This is a genomic window from Roseomonas sp. CAU 1739 (assembly GCF_039839775.1).
Classification (GTDB): domain Bacteria; phylum Pseudomonadota; class Alphaproteobacteria; order Acetobacterales; family Acetobacteraceae; genus Neoroseomonas.
The window spans coordinates 1-15,590 of sequence record NZ_JBDOQQ010000038.1; the positions used below are offsets into that span (position 1 = coordinate 1).

The window sequence follows — 15,590 nt, forward strand, 5'->3', positions numbered from 1 at the left end:
GACGGAGGCGAATGCCAAGGTGGCGCAGTCGCTGTTCCAGATGGCGACGCAGGGCAAGAACGTCGCCGCGGCGATCTTCTGGATGAAGGCCAGGGCGGGATGGCGGGAGAAGCAGGAGGTGGATGCGAACGTGCGGACCGACATGCGGGCGATCCATGTCGTCACGGGCGTGCCGCGGCCGATGGATCAGATGACGGATGAGGAGCTGATGCGCATCGCAGCCGGTGGGCGGCGCAAGATTGCCGGTCGCCGGGACGCCGATGATCGGGGTGGCGGGCATGACGGATGAGACCTACCCCCTGACGGACGACCAGCGGCGCATGGCGCGGGTGATGGCCGGGATGGGCGTGGCGCGGCGGCAGATCGCGAAGTACCTGCGCATGGACGAGGCGGCGCTGGCGACCAGGTTGGGCGACGATCTCGAGCAGGCGGAAGTCGAGGCGAACACCAAGGTGGCGAAGGCGCTGTTCACCATGGCGACGCAGAAGAACAACGTGGCGGCGGCAATCTTCTGGATGAAGGCGCGGGCGGGTTGGCGGGAGAAGATCGAGATCCGGCCGGTGGTCGAGAACGATCTCAGCTATCTCACCGATGCCGAGCTGGCGGCGGAGATCGCCAGGATCGAGCGCGAGATTCGCGGAGCGGGCGGCGTGCTCGAAGGACCAGCGCTCGATCGCGACGATGACAGGGTAGCATCCCGCATTCCTCGCGGCGGCTGACTTCCGGATCGCATCTGTTCACCACCGAGCAACGACCGTTGGTCGGTGGTGAACGGGGCTGGTGCTAAGGGACATTGCCGGGCGGTACGATGACCTCGCACCCCTATGGCCGAGACATGATGCTGATTCTCGGCAGGACGATGGGCCGAATTCGTTCTATTGTTCGGATGCTCGATCGGCGCGTCGATTGGCCGGATTCGATGAGCCGGCAGATCTCGCTGACGATGCTGGTCGTCCCTCGTTGAAGTGGAGGCGGCGATGAAACGATTCTGGCTCGGCTTCTGCGCAGCCGCCGTTCTGCTCGTGGCGGCGGGCGTGATTGTTGCGTTCACTGGCATAATCAACGTCGCTGCGAGCGTCCCGCATTCGGCGCTTGAGCGTTGGTATCTCACGACCACCATGACGCACTCGGTTCGCCGCCGCGCGGCCGACATTGCCGTGCCGGACCGGATCACGGACCAGGACATCAGGCGCGGCTTCGCTCAGTACCGCGACAGCTGTGTTTACTGCCACGGCGCGCCCGGTGTGGATGCGACGGACTGGGCGCAGGCACTTCAGCCCGAGCCGCCCTACCTGGCCGATGCGGTACCCGCCCGGCAGCCCGCGGAGCTGTTCTGGATCATCCGCAATGGCATCAAGATGACCGCGATGCCGGCGTTTGGCCGCCACCTGAATGATCGGGACGTTTGGGGCGTCGTCGGATTCATCCGGCTGCTCCCGGGAATGTCCGACGAGGCATACGCCCGTCTCGCGGAGGAAGCGGAGCGTGCGGCGCCGGCACCTGACGGAACTGCGCCCCCCGCCAGGCAGCCCTCCAACTGACCTCTTGATAGCCTCGCGTGCCGTCACTTGGATTGTCCGGGTTGTGATGAGGCGCCGCAAGAGACGCGGTCTAGCAGCCGGGCGACGGTCGTGTGAGTCCATGCCGTCCCACCACGTGGCGTCGGCACGCCGCGCGCGGTGAGGGCGCGTGCAACAGCCGTGGGCGTCGCCGCGATTTTTGCCCCGACTGAACCCACCTCCAGCGCCAAGCGGTGTGCGACCCGATCGGCAATCTCTCGCCGCGCGCGCGCCGCCTCCTGCGCGTCGGGGCCCGTCACTGGCCGATAGCCTCTGTTGCCGCCGAGGACCTTCCCCCGCGCCTTGGCCGCCGCCAGCGCCGCCCTGGTCCGCTCGCTGATCAGCTCCCGCTCCTTCTGCGCCATCGCGGCGTAGATCCACAGCATCAAGTCGTCGGCGCTCGGCATGTCGGCCGCGCGAGTGGAGATGCCGTCCTCCAGTAGCTGAGACAGCGTGTGCGCCCGGCGGGTGATCCGATCGAGACGGGCAGCGACCAGCACGGCGTCCAACTGCCGGCACCGGGCCAGCGCTGTCTGGAACCCCGGCCGGCGATCGTCCTTGCCGGACGCGATGTCGGAGTACTCCGCCACCAGGGTCCAGCCCTGCGCGGCGACGAAGGAGCGGATGCTGGCCTGCTGGGCCTCCAGCCCCAGCCCGCTGTTGCCCTGCTCGGCGGTCGAGACCCGGGTGAGCCCGACCGCGAGACGGGGCGCCTGCGTACCGATACGCATCAGCCGATCTCCGCCGGCGGGGTCGCGGCGGCAACGCGGTAGATCGAGCACGACCCCTTTGCGCCTTGCTTGTTCGGTCCGACCTGGCGGACGCGTTCCAGCACCTCGACGATGATGCCCTTGCGCTTGAGGCCAGCGAGGAAGCCGCGGACGGTGTGCTGCTGCCAGGAAGTGGCCTCGATGACCTGGGCGATAGTGGCGCCATCGTTCCGCCGCAGCAGCGCGAGGACCGCCTCCTGCTTGGTGCCGCTGCGGGGCTGGCGCGGGGCGGCGGGGTCGCGCGTGAGGCGAGGTGCCCGCGGTGAGGCAGCCAGGACGTCCCGCAGACCCGCGACGGCGTCGTCGAGACCGTCGCGCTCCGGCGCGTCCCAGGCGGCCAGAACCGTCGCCGCGGCCATGCGCAGGGCGGCCGCTCGGCCCGTGGGCCCGCGCTGACTCACAGGCGGGCGCTGAGGGCTCTCTGGAGCCGCGCCGCTGGGTGGGCGGCGGCGCCGACTGAAAGGCCGCCTGCGAGTCTCCCAGGCCCGCTACGGGGAAATGGGCCGTGTCGGGCTGCGGGCCAGTGTCCCCCGCCGTCGCCTGCCGCTGCTCAGCAGCGGTGTCGGCCGAGAGGTCCTCGCCGGCGTCCAGGGCGGCCTGCGTGAGCGCCTGCGCCTCCTCATACCCGGCCGCGGTCACCCCGCCGAGTTCCGCCTCGTCCACCGCGGTGACCGCCTCCGGCTCGACGCCGATCGCGTGCAGCCCCGTGTCGGTGATGCGCAGCAGTGTGGGCCGCCCATCGATCTGCCAGGCGTCCCGCGCGTTGTAAGCACTGGGCTGCTCGTCGCTGATCAGCCCGTGCTTGAGCAGGGACTTCGCTACCGTCTGCCGCGCTGCGGCCGGGAGGCGCTCGGGCGGGACCGCCGGTCGGTCGCCGTGCCGGCTGGCCTGGCTGAGGATCACGCGCTGGGTGTCGGATAGCTTGGTCATCGTCGGGCTCCGGCTCCGCACCCGATGATCCGGGTGCTACCAGGCCGAGCCCCGCGGATCATGCCTCAGCGGGACAGCGCGGTGCTCTCCGCGCACACGACCATTCGCTCTGAAACAGCGCGAAGCCAAGAGAAGGTCGCGATCATCGTGTTGCTTTCCCATGCTAAGCCCGCCCTGCCGGTCGGGCAGCGGGAGTTCGCGGCGGAGGTGTCCTGGGATCTGCCGAGCCTCGCGCCGGGGGCAACATCGCTGCTCGACGTCACGGTGAACGGGGCGCGGGCCGGCGACCTGGCGCAGGCATCGCTGGTGTCGTCGACGCGGTTCATCGAGCTCGATGCAGCCGTGTGGTCAAACAACACGGTGCGGGTGATGGCGCGGAATATCTCCGGGCAACGTTCGACCTGGCGGCGGCGACGCTGTCGGTCAGTGTGACAAAGCGGCGCGTGTCATGATCCGCTGCAATAGAGGTACTACCTGCCGTCGATCGACCGAATCGTCGTTGACATCGGACAGAACGCATCGACTCGTGTAGCAAATGCATCGAGGCAGCAGCCGGACGCTGACGTGGGCGCTAGTCATCGTGGTAACCATCCGATGCCGCGTGCATGGAGGCTATGGATGTACCGCCGATCGGCAGTCTCGGTTACGCCCGTGGCATCAGGATAGGCGCCGCCTGGGTCCTGAAGGTCTGCCGTTACCCGACCTTCCTCGTCGATCGCAAAAACATGTCCGTAGGACTCGCCGAGCGGCAACATGAAGCGCGGCAACCTCAGAAGAACCGTTCTAGGCGGTGGTGACGAATTTGGTGGTTGCGGGGATTCCCACTGATGTGATGGCTTGATTCAAGGCTGGCTTTGGAGCCGAGGCCTGGATGAACGTTGATCCTGATGCATTGCGCGACGATCAGTGGGACCGGCTGCGGGATCTGATACCTGGAGGCCGCGCAGGGCAGCGCGGCCCATGGTGCGACAACCGACGCTTCGTCGATGCATTGCTGTGGATGGCGCGTTCGGGCGGCCGGTGGCGCGACCTTCCGCCGCGGCTGGGTGATCACCGGGCCGTCAAGCGGCGCTACTACCGCTGGATCGAGCGCGGGGCGCTGGATGGCATGCTCGCCGACCTGGCCGCCGAACCCGATCTGGAATGGCTGATGCTCGACAGCACCAACGTGCGCGCCCACCAGCACGCGGCCGGTGCAGCTCGGGCAAAAGGGGGGCGCATGCCCAAGGTCTGGGCCGCTCCAAAGGCGGCCTGACCACCAAGATCCACGCCGCCACCGATGCCCTGGGCAACCCCGTCCGCCTGCTGTTCGGGCCAGGGCAGCAGAGCGACATGGTCCAGGCCCACGGGCTGATCGAGGGCCTGGCACCCGGCGCGGTGATCGCCGACCGAGGCTACGACGCCGACCACCTGCACGACGCCATTCTCGACGCCGGGGCCGAACTTGTCATCCCGCCCAGGCGCCATCGACGCAGGCCGCATCGCTACGACACCGTCCTGTACAAGGAACGCAACCGGGTCGAGCGCTTCTTCAACCGGCTCAAACAGTTCCGCCGCGTCGCCACCCGCTACGACAAGCTACTCGCCAACTTTCGCGGCTTCGTGCAACTCGCTGCCATCTTCATCCTGCTGGCTTGAATTCGTCACCACCGCCTAGAAGCTGAAATTCACCGCGAGATAGGCGCCGCTCATCGTCAGGTCCTGCACCAGCGAATTGCTGCCCTGGTTATAGGACATGTAGCGCCAGCCGAGCTGCACACCCGCCCATCCGCTCTGGTAGCCGATGCCCGCGAAGGTCTGCCAGGTGAAGTTCGAATCCCCCGCGCCGAGGTCGAGGTAGTATGGGACGAAGAACCCCGACTCCGCGATGTTGATGCGCCCACGCACGCCGACGATGCCGTTCCAGATATTGTCGCTGCCGGACAGGCGCCCGGCGCCGCCGAAGGTCGGCCCGGCATTGCCGCGCGGCCCGACCAGCGTAACCGCCGCGTTGTAGTCGGTGGTGGAATCAATGCCGAGGTAGCGGAAGCCGGCCAGCACATCGACATTGCCCCAGCTGCCGGACGCGACTGTGTAGCCGCCCGCGAGCGTCCAGAGCGTTGTCTTGAGGGTCGAGTTGCCGCTGGCGTCCACCGTGCTGGAGATCGGGTCGCGCCCGACATCCAGGAGGTTCACGGATTGGACGCGGCTCGATCCCGCGCTGGCGCTGACATACAGGATGTCGGTCATCAGCGAGAAGCGGTCGTAGCGGACCGTTCCGGCGAGGGCGAGGGCGGAGTTCAGGTTCGCGAAATAGTCGTCGGCATTGGCCTTGACGTCCGCTGTCCCGCCGACGTTGGTCGGCAGATTGTAGCGCAGGTTCGCGCTGACCGATGGCAGCCAGACATAGGGCGCAATCTCGAAGCTCCAGCCCGGCCGGAGGCCGGTGTCCTGCGCCGCGGCGCCGGTGGTGGCACCGATGGCGATCAGCGCCGCCGCCGCGGCAGTGTTGCGCATGGAATTGCATGTCATGTCGCGTCTTCCCCCGTCTACTGCGTCCCCACCCTAGCGCATCCACGCGCGGCGATAGCCGCGACGGGCCGCACCGGCGAAAGATACGGGCGTGCGCGGCATCCCGATGATGTCGATGAAGACGGAAACCTCATCTCCGGCATCGGGCATCGTGCCGGCCAGGACCTGGACCGTATAGGCGAGGCTGCCGCCCTCGAGCACCGGGTTGCGCAGCACGACGACGACCTGGCGGAGCTCGCCGCCCTCGACGATCGACATGTCCGCGTTCGGGGGATCGGACAGGAAGCTGTCGCGACCCTGGCTCCAGAAGGGCACGAAGGCCGCGGTGCGCATATTGCCGGCGATACGGTCCGGGCGGTCGGAGAAGAACAACGTGACCGGGCTGACATCGTGCAGGGTCAGCCGATTGGCCGCGCGATCGAAGCTCATGCGTCGCGCCGTCTGGACGAACAGGAAGTCGGCATTGCCGGAGGTCTCGCCAGCCGGCGGGGTCTGCGCTCGGGCAGGACCTACGGCGGTCGCAAGGGCAGCCGTTGTGGCCGCGGCGATTGCCAGATCACGTCGTGTCTTCATAGCTCTGTACCTCCAATTGCCGCCTGCCAAGCACGGCCCGTCCGGCGGGCCCGCGTCGCCTCCGGCGTTTGAGCATCACCGGGCCTGGGGCCGCCCGGCGCATTGAGCATCAGTTCCGTCGTTGCGGCGCCGGCGCGGCCGGTGCAGCGGCCGGCGCCACGCCAGGCGCTGGGCGTTCCGCATCGCGGGCGCGGGCCTGGATTTCGTTCAGGAACTGGATCATCACCTCGGGCGTCACCGTGGCCTCGCCAACGTCGAAGGTGATCTTCGCGATCCGGCCGGTGAAGTTGAACGGCACCTGGTAGTCGCGGTCGTCGACCGGCGTGCCGGTGTCGAAGCCCACGTCGAACGTCTCGTCCCAGGCGAAGGTGATCGGCGTAGTCTGCGGGATCGTCCGCCGCGCCGCCTCCTGACCGTCGACCGAAAGGACGCCCGTGCCGCCATGCCCGAAGGGGGCCTGCCCCTGCGGATCACGCGCGAAGTCGAAGACGATCGTGTGCCGGCCGGGCGGCAAGGCTTGCGGCGCTTCCCACTTCACCCGCTCGATGTCGAGCAGGTTCATGGTGAAGACGGGCCGGCCCTCGCGCAGGTAGAGCCCCCAGCCGGAGAAGCGCCCGCCCTGCGTCACCAGCATCCCGTTCGCCCCGCCCTGCGGGACCTCGATCTCCGCCGTGATGCGGTAGGAGCGGTTGAGGAGGTTCGGCGCGGCATTGGCCTGGGTGCAACAGGACGGCCCGGTGTAGACGAACTGCCGCCGGCCGGCGGCCGGGCCCGGGCGCTGCGCGAGCATGACGGCGCCCGAGTTGTTCAGTGGGAAGACCTGGTTGCGCGTGGCCTCCATGGTGAAGAGCTCTTGCATCGTCCGCAGCCGCTCGGGCTGGGCCGAGGCGAGGTCGCGGACCTGCGTCGGGTCCGCGGTCATGTCGTAGAGCTCCCACCGGTAGCCGTTCATCACGTCCGAGGGGATCGGCGAGGTCAGCCCGGCCCAGGGCGGCGAGGCCGGGGTCGTGCTGGCGATCCAGCCATCATGGTAGATGGCGCGGTTGCCGAGGATCTCGAAATACTGGGTCCGCCGCGTGGAGGGCGCGTTCGCCGCCTCGCGCGGGAGGGTGTATGCCATGCTCACGCCGTCCATCGGGCGCTGCGCGATGCCGTTCACCATGTTCGGCTGCGGGATGCCGACGAGATCGAGGATGGTCGGCACGATGTCGATGACATGGTGGAACTGCGTGCGGATGCCGCCGTGGTCGGCGATGCGCGCCGGCCAGGACACCGCCATGCCGTTGCGGGTGCCGCCGAAGTGGGACGCGACCTGCTTCGTCCAGCGGTAGGGCGTGCCGAAGGCCCAGGTCCACGGCACCGCCATGTGGTTGTAGGTGCGGTCGCTGCCCCAGACCGGGATGAAGGGCATCTGCTGCTCGGCGGTCATCGCGACGCCGTTGAAGTACATCACCTCGTTCGGCGTGCCGTTCAGCGAGCCTTCCGCGCTGCTGCCGTTGTCGCCGCTGATGTAGATGATGAGCGTGTTGTCGCGCTGGCCGAGGCGCTCCACCTCGGCGATGACGCGGCCGATCTCGGCGTCCGTATAGGCGAGGTAGGCGGCGTAGACCGTGACCTGGCGGATGAAGAGGCGCTTCTGGTCCGGCGTCAGGCTGTCCCAGCGCGGCAGGAAGTCCGGCCAGGGCGGCAGGACGGCATTGGCGGGGATGACGCCCATGCGCTTCTGGTTCTCGAAGATCCGCTCGCGCAGCCGTTCCCAGCCGTCGTTGAAGAGGTTCATCGCCTCGATGCGCTGGATCCATTCCTGCGTCGGGTGGTGCGGCGCATGCGTCCCGCCCGGCGCGAAGTGGACGAACCAGGGGCGGTTCGGGGCGATCTCGGTCTGGGTGCGGATGTAGGTGATGGCGTCATCGGCCATCGCGGTGGTCAGGTTCCAGCTGCCGGGCTGCGTGCCGAGATAGGGATGGATCGGCGTGGTGTTGCGGAACAGGTTGCCCGGCTGCCACTGGGAGGTGTCGCCGCCGACGAAGCCGTAGAAATAGTCGAAGCCCAGGCCGACCGGCCAGTTGTTGAAGGGGCCGGCGGCGCTTGCCTCCCAGGGAGGTGTGTTGTGGTTCTTGCCGAACCAGGCGGTGGCGTAGCCGTTCTGTTGCAGGATGGCGGCGGCGGTCGCGGTCTCGCGCGGGATGATCGAGTTGTAGCCGGGATAGCCGCTCGAGAGCTCGGAGACGTTGCCGAAGCCGACGCTGTGGTGGTTCCGCCCGGTCAGCAGCGCGGCGCGCGTCGGCGAGCACAGCGCCGTGGTGTGGAAGGTGGTGTAGCGCAGCCCGGTGTCGGCGACGTTCTGCAGCGTCGGAGTCGGTATCACGCCGCCGAAGGTGGACGGCGCGGCGAAGCCGACGTCGTCGGTCAGGATCAGCAGGACGTTGGGCGCGCTCTGGGGTGCCGCGATTTGCGGCGGCCAGGCCGGGGTGCTGTCCACTGCATTTGGCATCATCGCGCCGGTGAAGGGCGGTGTCGGCGGCGGAAGCTGGAGGCCCTGGGGCGTCATCACGGCGCTCGGCGTGCCTGGCGTGCCGCGGATCTGTTGCGCGGAGGCCGACGTCAGCGCCCATCCGAATACGCAGACTGAGAGTACCAAGCAGCGCCTGAGAATGGCTATCCGCGACATGCCGCACCCCTCGGACAAAACTTCCGAGACAGCATGCGCTGCCTCCGACCAATCAATCTGTCATGTCTGGCTAGGGGCGAGCCGTGAATCGTTGTCCATATTTGGCAAACGCCCATGACTCACAGAATTTCAGATGACTGATTCAGTGAACGTGCCACAGTCCGGCATCTGCGAATTGATCTGCATCAATGCCGCTTCGGCGCCGCGGTCGAATCGGTGATCCAACCTGCCGGCGCCAACCGAACGCAGAGACGGAGACACGACATGAGACGCCGCCCACTCCTGTTGCTGCCGTTTCTCGCCGCCTGCCAATCGGTCGAGGTCGAGCGAACGACCACACTTGTCGGCGTCATTGAGACGGTCGATCCGCAGGCTCGTGAAGTGCTGCTCCGCGGCCAGGCCGGTGCACAGACCGGGAAGCTGCTCACCATGGTCGCCGGACGCTCCGTGCAGCGCCTCAATGAACTGAAGCCGGGCGACCGTGTGACGGTGCGGTATTACCAGGCGCTGGCCGCGCAGGCGGTCGGTGCGGGCGCGCCCGGCAGCCAGCCCTTCGCGGGCGTGGCGGTCGCGCGGGAGGCGTCACGGCCAGGCGGCGAAATCACCAGGGTCCGCTCCGGCCGCGTCACCATCACCGAGGTTGATCGGCTGGGCGGCACGGTCAGCTTCGTCGGTCCAGGCAACATGACGCGCACCGTCACGGCGGAGAACCTCGAGACACGGACGTTCATCCTTGGGCTTCGGGTCGGCGAGCAGGTGGACATGGTCTACGAGGAAGCGCTGGCAATCTCGGTCGAGCCGATGCGCTAGAGCATCGACATGTAGGCTCTCATGTTTGGAGGCAAACGAGGGTGCCAACATGCGTACGGCTGCTTCCCGATGCAGGCGCGGCCAGGCGAAGGAGTTCGCCCTCGTTCATACCCTCGTCGGCGGTGCCGATGGCGGGCGGATCTTCGTGCGCTGCTTCGATGCGGCGATGAATGTCCGCGAGAATGTTGTCGGTGGCGCGCTGGCCTCGATCACCACCCTCCAGTGGAGCACCCCGTCCAAGGCCCGGAACGGCGGCGCAGCCATGGCGGATGCGTCGCTGAACAAGCGCATGACGGTGCAGCTGGGAGCACCGGTGGCCTTTGCGCAGATCGGCATCATCGGCTTCGACGGGCAGATCGAGTTCGAGGCGCTGCGGCTCTACAGGTTGCCCGAGGTCGCTCCCGCCGTGCTGAACGGCACGCCGCTGCTGCCGCAATTCGGGCAGTGGGAGTTTGCGGCGGAGGTGTCGTGGGATCTGCCGGACTTGGCACCAGGGGCGACCAGCCTACTCGACGTCACCGTGATCGGCGCGCGGCAGGGAGACATCGCCCAGGCTGCGCTCGCCTCCTCGACGGGCTTCATCGAGCTCGACACCACCGCCTGGTCCAACAAGACGGTGCGCGTCATGGCTCGCAACATCTCGCCGACAGCGACATTCGATCTGGGCGCAGCAATGCTCTCAGTGGCGGCGCACATCGGCTTCAACACGGAAGCGGTGGGCGATGCAGAGCCACGGGTATGCCGTGTGCTGCCCGAGGCGGCGCCCATCATCTTCCCCATCTGGCTCGTCACACATCGGGAACTGCAAACCAGCCGACGCGTGCCGGTGGTCTTTGACCTGCTGGCCGATGCGCTGTCGTCGCAGCACTGAACCAGCTGCCTGAGGTGGTTTGTATGTGGTTGTACCAAGCCTCCAGTTCCGATCTGAATCGCTGGGCGAAGCTGCTTTTCGCTTTGGCTCGTGCGGCCTGCTTCAGACGTCATCGAGGCTCTGCGAAAACCTGCGAGAGACCGCCTGTACCGAGTCGCACCTCCTCCAGGATGGCAAGATGCTGCGCCACCCAGGCTGGCGTTTGCCACCACGACACCAGCCTTAGTCGAATCGAACGGGAGCCTGCTTCCTTCGGTTCACGGTGAGAGTGAAGACGTCGGGTCTGGCATAATGCCCACTGGCGTCAAACTTTCGCCTCGAGGCTCGCGCCGCCGCCACATCGATCTCAGCGAACAGCAGGCCCTTCTCCCGGCGCATCGGCCCAGCGATGACGCCGCCGAAGGGCTTGTAGACGATAGCGTCGCCCGCGTTGATCCACTCGTCCCTGTTCGGAAAAAGTTCGTCGCGATACGGTACCCCATCGGGGATGTCGGATGCTTCCAACGCAGTCGCGCATCCGACGACCCAGCAGCCGCCCTCGCGTGCGATGTGCTGCATCGTCGCGAGCCAGGTTTCGCCGCTGTCCCAGGTCGGGGCGACGTAGATGTCGATGTTCTGCGCATAGAGCGCGTAACGCGCCAGTGGCATGTAGTTTTCCCAGCAGATCAGTGCAGCGATAGGAACCGGGAAACAAAATTCTCTGGGCGCGCAGCTGGGTGGAGCTCCTAGCCCACTAGAAAGGCGGTAGACTTCGCCAAGTCTTTAAGCGTGCTGTCGATGTGGGCCTCCTTCATAGCCCTCCTACTCATGCCTCGCTCCACCTTGCTGGCGCTCCTCCGGTTTTGGCCCGGCCCCGGCGCGACTGGGTGCGCCCGCTGTAGCCCGGAATGTCTTCGTTCGCGGCGGCGCAGTCGCGCCGATGGCCTTCATTCCGGCGGCTTCGCGCCGAACTCTCGCGCCAACGCCGTCCAGCGGGCACGGGACGCGGACAACTCCGCCGTGAACGCCGCGGGGGTGGATGCGCCGCGCGGCTCCATGCCGGCTGCCCGTAGGCGCTCCGCAACACCGGGCTCGGCCAAGGTCTCCTGTGCCTGCACAGAGAGTTCCGCGCGCGTTGCCTCCGGGATGCCCCGCCAGCCATAGAGGCCGAGCACGCCTTCCATTTCCAGCGCCGGAGTGCCCGCTTCGGCGGCGGTCGGGACCTCGGGGGCGGCGGCCGCCCGAACTCGGTTGGTCACCAGCAGCAGCCGGATGCGACCCTCACGCACCAGCGGGAGCGCCGGCGCGAGCGGCGTCAGCGCCGCGTGGATGCGGCTACCCGCCAGGTCAAGCAGCGCCGGTGAAGCGCCGCGGTAGGAGACGTAGGCCATGTCAAGCCCGCCCGCGCGGCGCAGGAAGCTTAGGAGGTTGAGGTAAGGCATGCCAGCCACGCCGAACCAGTTGAGCGCGCCGGGCCGCGCACAGACGTAATCGACAAACTCGGCGACGCTCCGCACCGGCAGCGTCGGCGCGACGAAAAGGCCGAGAAAGTCGCTGACGGTGGCATGCACCGGAACGAGGTCGGTCTCGGGGTCGTAGGGCAGCCGGTCCTGCATCAGCGCCGCGATCGTCACCACCCCGGGGAAGCTGAAGAACAGCGCCTCGCCTGGGCGGGCCTGAGCGAACGCCTCCGCACCGAGCACGCCGCTGGCGCCGGGCCGGTTTTCCACCACGATGGGGTGGGCGCGGCGGCGGGAGAGCCCGTCGGCGAGTAAGCGGGCGGCCATGTCGGGAGCTTCGCCCGCCGGCGCTGGCACGATCATGCGCGCGGGCCTGAACGACCCGGCGGGCTGAGCGCGCGCAGCTGGCGCCCCCATCGCGGCAATCGTAAGTGCAAATACGCTCCGCCGGGTCGCGTCGGCTCGTTGGGTCACAGCGTGCCTCCTCTTCATGCGATGGGTTTGCAGGAGGCGCACCGGTGTCGGAGCCGCGGATGTCGAACGCCGTCCACGCTGATCAGGCGCCCGATGGGCACAATACGGAAGCGAATAAATCCGCGGCCCAGTTCCAAGGAGGGAGTGCTACCGGGTTCGTACCGTCTCTGAGCATCCCGACCTGAGCGTCGTTCATGTCACGAACCGAAGTTGCGGACACTGGCACCTGGTCGGCGACTTGGACAGGCAACGCGTAATACGCTCGTCGCGTAACCCGGAAACATTGCTGGCGGACCGCGTCTACGCGCGCGTCATCTTGCTGAGCCCCGGCAGGGCCGACAGTTGCCCCGGGTCCACGAACGTATCGGCTGTCAATCTACGGACGATGCGCCTAAGCTTTTCCGTGAGCGGCGCGGCTCGGTTGTCGTGGTGCGCTGGATGCCAATCCGATCCAGCACGAATTCACCTCTAGAAGGAAATTCGCCATGCCCACACCGCTCAACCGGCGCGGGTTCCTTCGCGCGTCCGCGCTGGCCGCGCCAGCCTTCGCCTGCACACGTATGGTCCGCGACGCACACGGGGCGGAAACGCCGCGCATCTCAGCCCCAATAGTGGACAGCCTCAGCATCCAGGTCGTCGTCGACAACACCCACGACATCTTCATCTCGGGTGCCCAGGTCCCGGGCGTGCGGGTGGAGCGCAACCGTGGCTTCCGCGGCGCGCGGCAAGCCCGGGCGTTGCAGAGCCAGCATGGACTCTCGCTGCACCTCACCTCCCGCAAGGGCACAGAGACGAAGCACTTCATGCTCGACTTCGCCTATACGCCGGACGTGCTCAACAACAACATTGAGCTGCTGGGCCTCGACATCGCCGCGATTGACGCGCTGATCCTGAGCCACGGCCATCTTGACCATTTCGGTGGCCTGGAAGGGTTTCTAGCGCGTCATCGCGGCGCAATGCGTGACGATCTGACCCTGTATCTCGGCGGCGAAGATGCGTTCTGCTACCGTCACTCGCCCACAGCCAACGGTGCCTTCGAGACCTACGGGAACCTCGACCGGCGTATGCTGGAGGCGGCACGGCTGCGCCTCGTGCTGTCGGAATCTCCGATGGTTATCGGGGGCCATGCGTTCACGACCGGCGCGGTGCCGCGTGTGAGTCAGGAACGCGTGCTGCCGAACAGTTTCGTCGAATTCGGCCAGCGCGATGGTGCCGGTTGCAGCACGACGAACTATGCGAGCCAGCACTTCACACCGGCCGAAATGGCGGGCCAGCCTGCGCCGGACCAGCATCTGCATGAGCACGGTACCTGCTTCCATGTGAAGGGGCGCGGGCTGGTGGTAATTACGTCTTGCGGCCACGACGGGATCCTTAACACGGTGCGCCGCGCGCGGGAGGTGACCGGAGTGGAGAAGGTTCATGCCCTGTTCGGCGGCTTCCACCTCGCAGCAGCGCAGGCGGACTACCTTGACCGCATCGTGGATGAGCTCAAGACGATGGACATCGACCACGTCTTTCCCATGCATTGCAGCGGCACAAATTTCCTCGACGTCGCGAAGCGGGACATGCCGCAGGCGCTGGTTCTCTGCACGACCGGAAGCCGGTTCTCCCTCGAGGCCTGAGCCTCCTGCGGAGCGCTGTCACGCCGGTGTGCGGCAATGCTGCAAAGCGCTACCGCCATCCTCAAAGAAGATGCTTCAACTTTAGTGTGGAGTGCCCTGATGCAAGCGCCCATGCTCGATCCAATGCGCGCAGTCGTGTGGAAAGTGTGCCGCGACTTTCGCGTCGTAGAGCGCGAGATCGTCGGCGGTCAGCGCATCGCGCCAGCGACCGTTGGTGCCCTTGAACAGGAAGCGGGCGGCACCCCCGTCGAATGTCACCCCGGCATGCGGCAACAGCTTGTCACCGTCCCGACGCATCGCGTCGAAACTGCCGGCTTCGGCGAGTTCAGCGAGAATTTCATCGGAGCACTCGATTCCGAGGAAGTTGGCGATCCGCCGCAGTTCTCCCCCGAGGTCCGCTTTGAGGTCGTTGTAGTGCACCAGCAGCATATTGGCGCGTGCACGCTCGACCCAGTAGGATCTCTCGAAGTCGAAGAAGTCCATGGCCGGCGGCGCAGCGGTGGCGGCGTCGTTGGCGATCCAGTCCAGGTAGTACGATCGAAAGTCGGATGGAACCCGCGGTATCGGCCGGCCGACTTGCTCGTCCTCCACGCCGATGCGGTCGAAGGACGCCAACACCCCTGGCGTAAACGCCAGGGCGTGATTATGGAACGATGCGCAAACGTCGCGGCCATCCCGCGCAACGTGGATATAGCGCACCGAGTCGTAAAGCGGCAGGGCGTCGAACGGCAGGTGGGCCTTCATGAAGCGTCGGTCCGTCTGAGCTTCGAGCTGACGGATGACCTCGTCGATCGGCAAGCGGACGCGGATATCGATCCAAAGCGACTGGTCGTGGATCGAGAACGGCGCAGACGAATGAAGGAGGAGCATGCCGACGAGGCGCTGCATCCAGGTGGTGCCGCATTTCGGATAGGTGGCGATGACAATGTCATTGTCGCGCGGCTTGTAGTGCGACCAGCGTCGGCTGTCGAACGCCCAGGTGCGGATTTCGCGCGTGGCTGGTCTGATCAGCGTGGGCATCCGGGCGCTCCATCGTGGTTTCTGCGTGGGGTCGAGGCCAGGGCTGCCAGCCCTCGCCGCGCGACATGGGTGCCGGCCGCTAATCCGCCCGGATGTGGGCAGCGCGCGCTGCCTGACCCCAGCGCGCGCCTTCGTGATCTACGAAGGTGGTGTACTCTGCACGTGAGAGACCTCGGTTCGGCTCCGAACCCAGATCGGCCAGCCGTGCGGCAACCTCGTATCTTGTCGTTGCCTGCTGGTGGGTTGCCGGCGAGGCTGGAGTTGGGTGGGAGCCCGCTGAAACCTGGGGCCTTTGAGCCCGTACCGGAGCCAGGCGCCCCATCCAGCCCTGACCTTTCAA

At 67.0% G+C, this 15,590-nt stretch carries 16 protein-coding genes and 1 pseudogene; 9 read left to right on the forward strand and 8 right to left on the reverse strand.

The window, feature by feature from the left end; genetic code table 11:
• The 4 genes from AAFN86_RS29005 to AAFN86_RS29020 all read left to right on the forward strand — a co-directional run.
• Window positions 1-289, forward strand: a 289-nt coding sequence (locus tag AAFN86_RS29005; protein WP_347547171.1) for a hypothetical protein, incomplete at its 5' end; no start/stop codon positions are given.
• Entirely contained in the window at window positions 279-719 is a 441-nt protein-coding gene (locus AAFN86_RS29010; RefSeq protein ID WP_347547172.1) for a hypothetical protein, read from the forward strand. The genes AAFN86_RS29005 and AAFN86_RS29010, both read left to right, overlap by 11 nt.
• A gap of 116 nt (window positions 720-835) precedes the next feature.
• Window positions 836-964 (forward strand): hypothetical protein, encoded by a 129-nt coding sequence (locus tag AAFN86_RS29015; protein ID WP_347547173.1) that lies wholly within the window; start codon window positions 836-838, stop codon window positions 962-964.
• A 13-nt stretch (window positions 965-977) separates the two neighbouring features.
• Window positions 978-1,541, forward strand: coding sequence for a cytochrome c (locus AAFN86_RS29020; protein ID WP_347547174.1), 564 nt, complete (start codon window positions 978-980; stop codon window positions 1,539-1,541).
• Between the two features lie 23 nt (window positions 1,542-1,564).
• On the opposite strand, the gene AAFN86_RS29025 is transcribed toward AAFN86_RS29020, so the two are convergent.
• Window positions 1,565-2,290 carry a recombinase family protein gene (locus AAFN86_RS29025; protein WP_347547175.1) on the reverse strand — a complete coding sequence of 242 codons (726 nt, stop codon included), beginning with the start codon at window positions 2,288-2,290 and terminating at the stop codon, window positions 1,565-1,567.
• The gene (locus AAFN86_RS29030) at window positions 2,290-2,688 is read right to left on the reverse strand and encodes a DUF3489 domain-containing protein (RefSeq protein WP_347547177.1); all 399 of its coding nucleotides are present in this window, start codon (window positions 2,686-2,688) and stop codon (window positions 2,290-2,292) included. The genes AAFN86_RS29025 and AAFN86_RS29030 overlap by 1 nt, the downstream gene beginning before the upstream one ends.
• 652 nt (window positions 2,689-3,340) lie before the next feature.
• Between AAFN86_RS29030 and AAFN86_RS29035 the strand changes: the two genes are divergently transcribed.
• Together AAFN86_RS29035 and AAFN86_RS29040 are read left to right on the forward strand one after the other, a co-directional pair.
• Window positions 3,341-3,691 carry a hypothetical protein gene (locus AAFN86_RS29035; protein ID WP_347547178.1) on the forward strand — a complete coding sequence of 117 codons (351 nt, stop codon included), beginning with the start codon at window positions 3,341-3,343 and terminating at the stop codon, window positions 3,689-3,691.
• 439 nt (window positions 3,692-4,130) lie between these two features.
• Window positions 4,131-4,897, forward strand: a pseudogene (locus AAFN86_RS29040) (IS5 family transposase).
• Between the two features lie 15 nt (window positions 4,898-4,912).
• Here the strand turns inward: AAFN86_RS29040 and AAFN86_RS29045 are convergent.
• The 3 genes from AAFN86_RS29045 to AAFN86_RS29055 form a co-directional block, all read right to left on the reverse strand.
• On the reverse strand, window positions 4,913-5,755 hold the full coding sequence (locus AAFN86_RS29045) for a hypothetical protein (RefSeq protein WP_347547179.1): 843 nt from the start codon (window positions 5,753-5,755) through the stop codon (window positions 4,913-4,915).
• A gap of 48 nt (window positions 5,756-5,803) precedes the next feature.
• A complete protein-coding gene (locus AAFN86_RS29050; protein WP_347547180.1) occupies window positions 5,804-6,343 on the reverse strand; it encodes a hypothetical protein in 540 nt (179 codons plus the stop codon).
• A 109-nt stretch (window positions 6,344-6,452) separates the two neighbouring features.
• A complete protein-coding gene (locus AAFN86_RS29055; protein WP_347547182.1) occupies window positions 6,453-8,825 on the reverse strand; it encodes an arylsulfatase in 2,373 nt (790 codons plus the stop codon).
• Between the two features lie 453 nt (window positions 8,826-9,278).
• Between AAFN86_RS29055 and AAFN86_RS29060 the strand changes: the two genes are divergently transcribed.
• Window positions 9,279-9,824 (forward strand): hypothetical protein, encoded by a 546-nt coding sequence (locus AAFN86_RS29060; RefSeq protein ID WP_347547184.1) that lies wholly within the window; start codon window positions 9,279-9,281, stop codon window positions 9,822-9,824.
• A 49-nt stretch (window positions 9,825-9,873) separates the two neighbouring features.
• Entirely contained in the window at window positions 9,874-10,695 is an 822-nt protein-coding gene (locus tag AAFN86_RS29065) for a hypothetical protein (RefSeq protein WP_347547186.1), read from the forward strand.
• A gap of 222 nt (window positions 10,696-10,917) precedes the next feature.
• Here AAFN86_RS29065 and AAFN86_RS29070 read toward each other — a convergent pair whose 3' ends face one another.
• Window positions 10,918-11,373: a nitrilase-related carbon-nitrogen hydrolase gene (locus AAFN86_RS29070; protein WP_347547192.1), complete on the reverse strand. Its 456-nt coding sequence runs from the start codon at window positions 11,371-11,373 to the stop codon at window positions 10,918-10,920.
• Window positions 11,374-11,621: 248 nt separating this feature from the next.
• On the reverse strand, window positions 11,622-12,497 hold the full coding sequence (locus tag AAFN86_RS29075) for a tripartite tricarboxylate transporter substrate binding protein (protein WP_347547188.1): 876 nt from the start codon (window positions 12,495-12,497) through the stop codon (window positions 11,622-11,624).
• Between the two features lie 596 nt (window positions 12,498-13,093).
• On the opposite strand from AAFN86_RS29075, the gene AAFN86_RS29080 reads away from it, so the two are divergent.
• Window positions 13,094-14,230 (forward strand): MBL fold metallo-hydrolase, encoded by a 1,137-nt coding sequence (locus AAFN86_RS29080; RefSeq protein WP_347547190.1) that lies wholly within the window; start codon window positions 13,094-13,096, stop codon window positions 14,228-14,230.
• Window positions 14,231-14,311: 81 nt separating this feature from the next.
• Here AAFN86_RS29080 and AAFN86_RS29085 read toward each other — a convergent pair whose 3' ends face one another.
• Window positions 14,312-15,250, reverse strand: coding sequence for a sulfotransferase domain-containing protein (locus AAFN86_RS29085; protein ID WP_347547191.1), 939 nt, complete (start codon window positions 15,248-15,250; stop codon window positions 14,312-14,314).
• Window positions 15,251-15,590 lie beyond the last annotated feature (340 nt).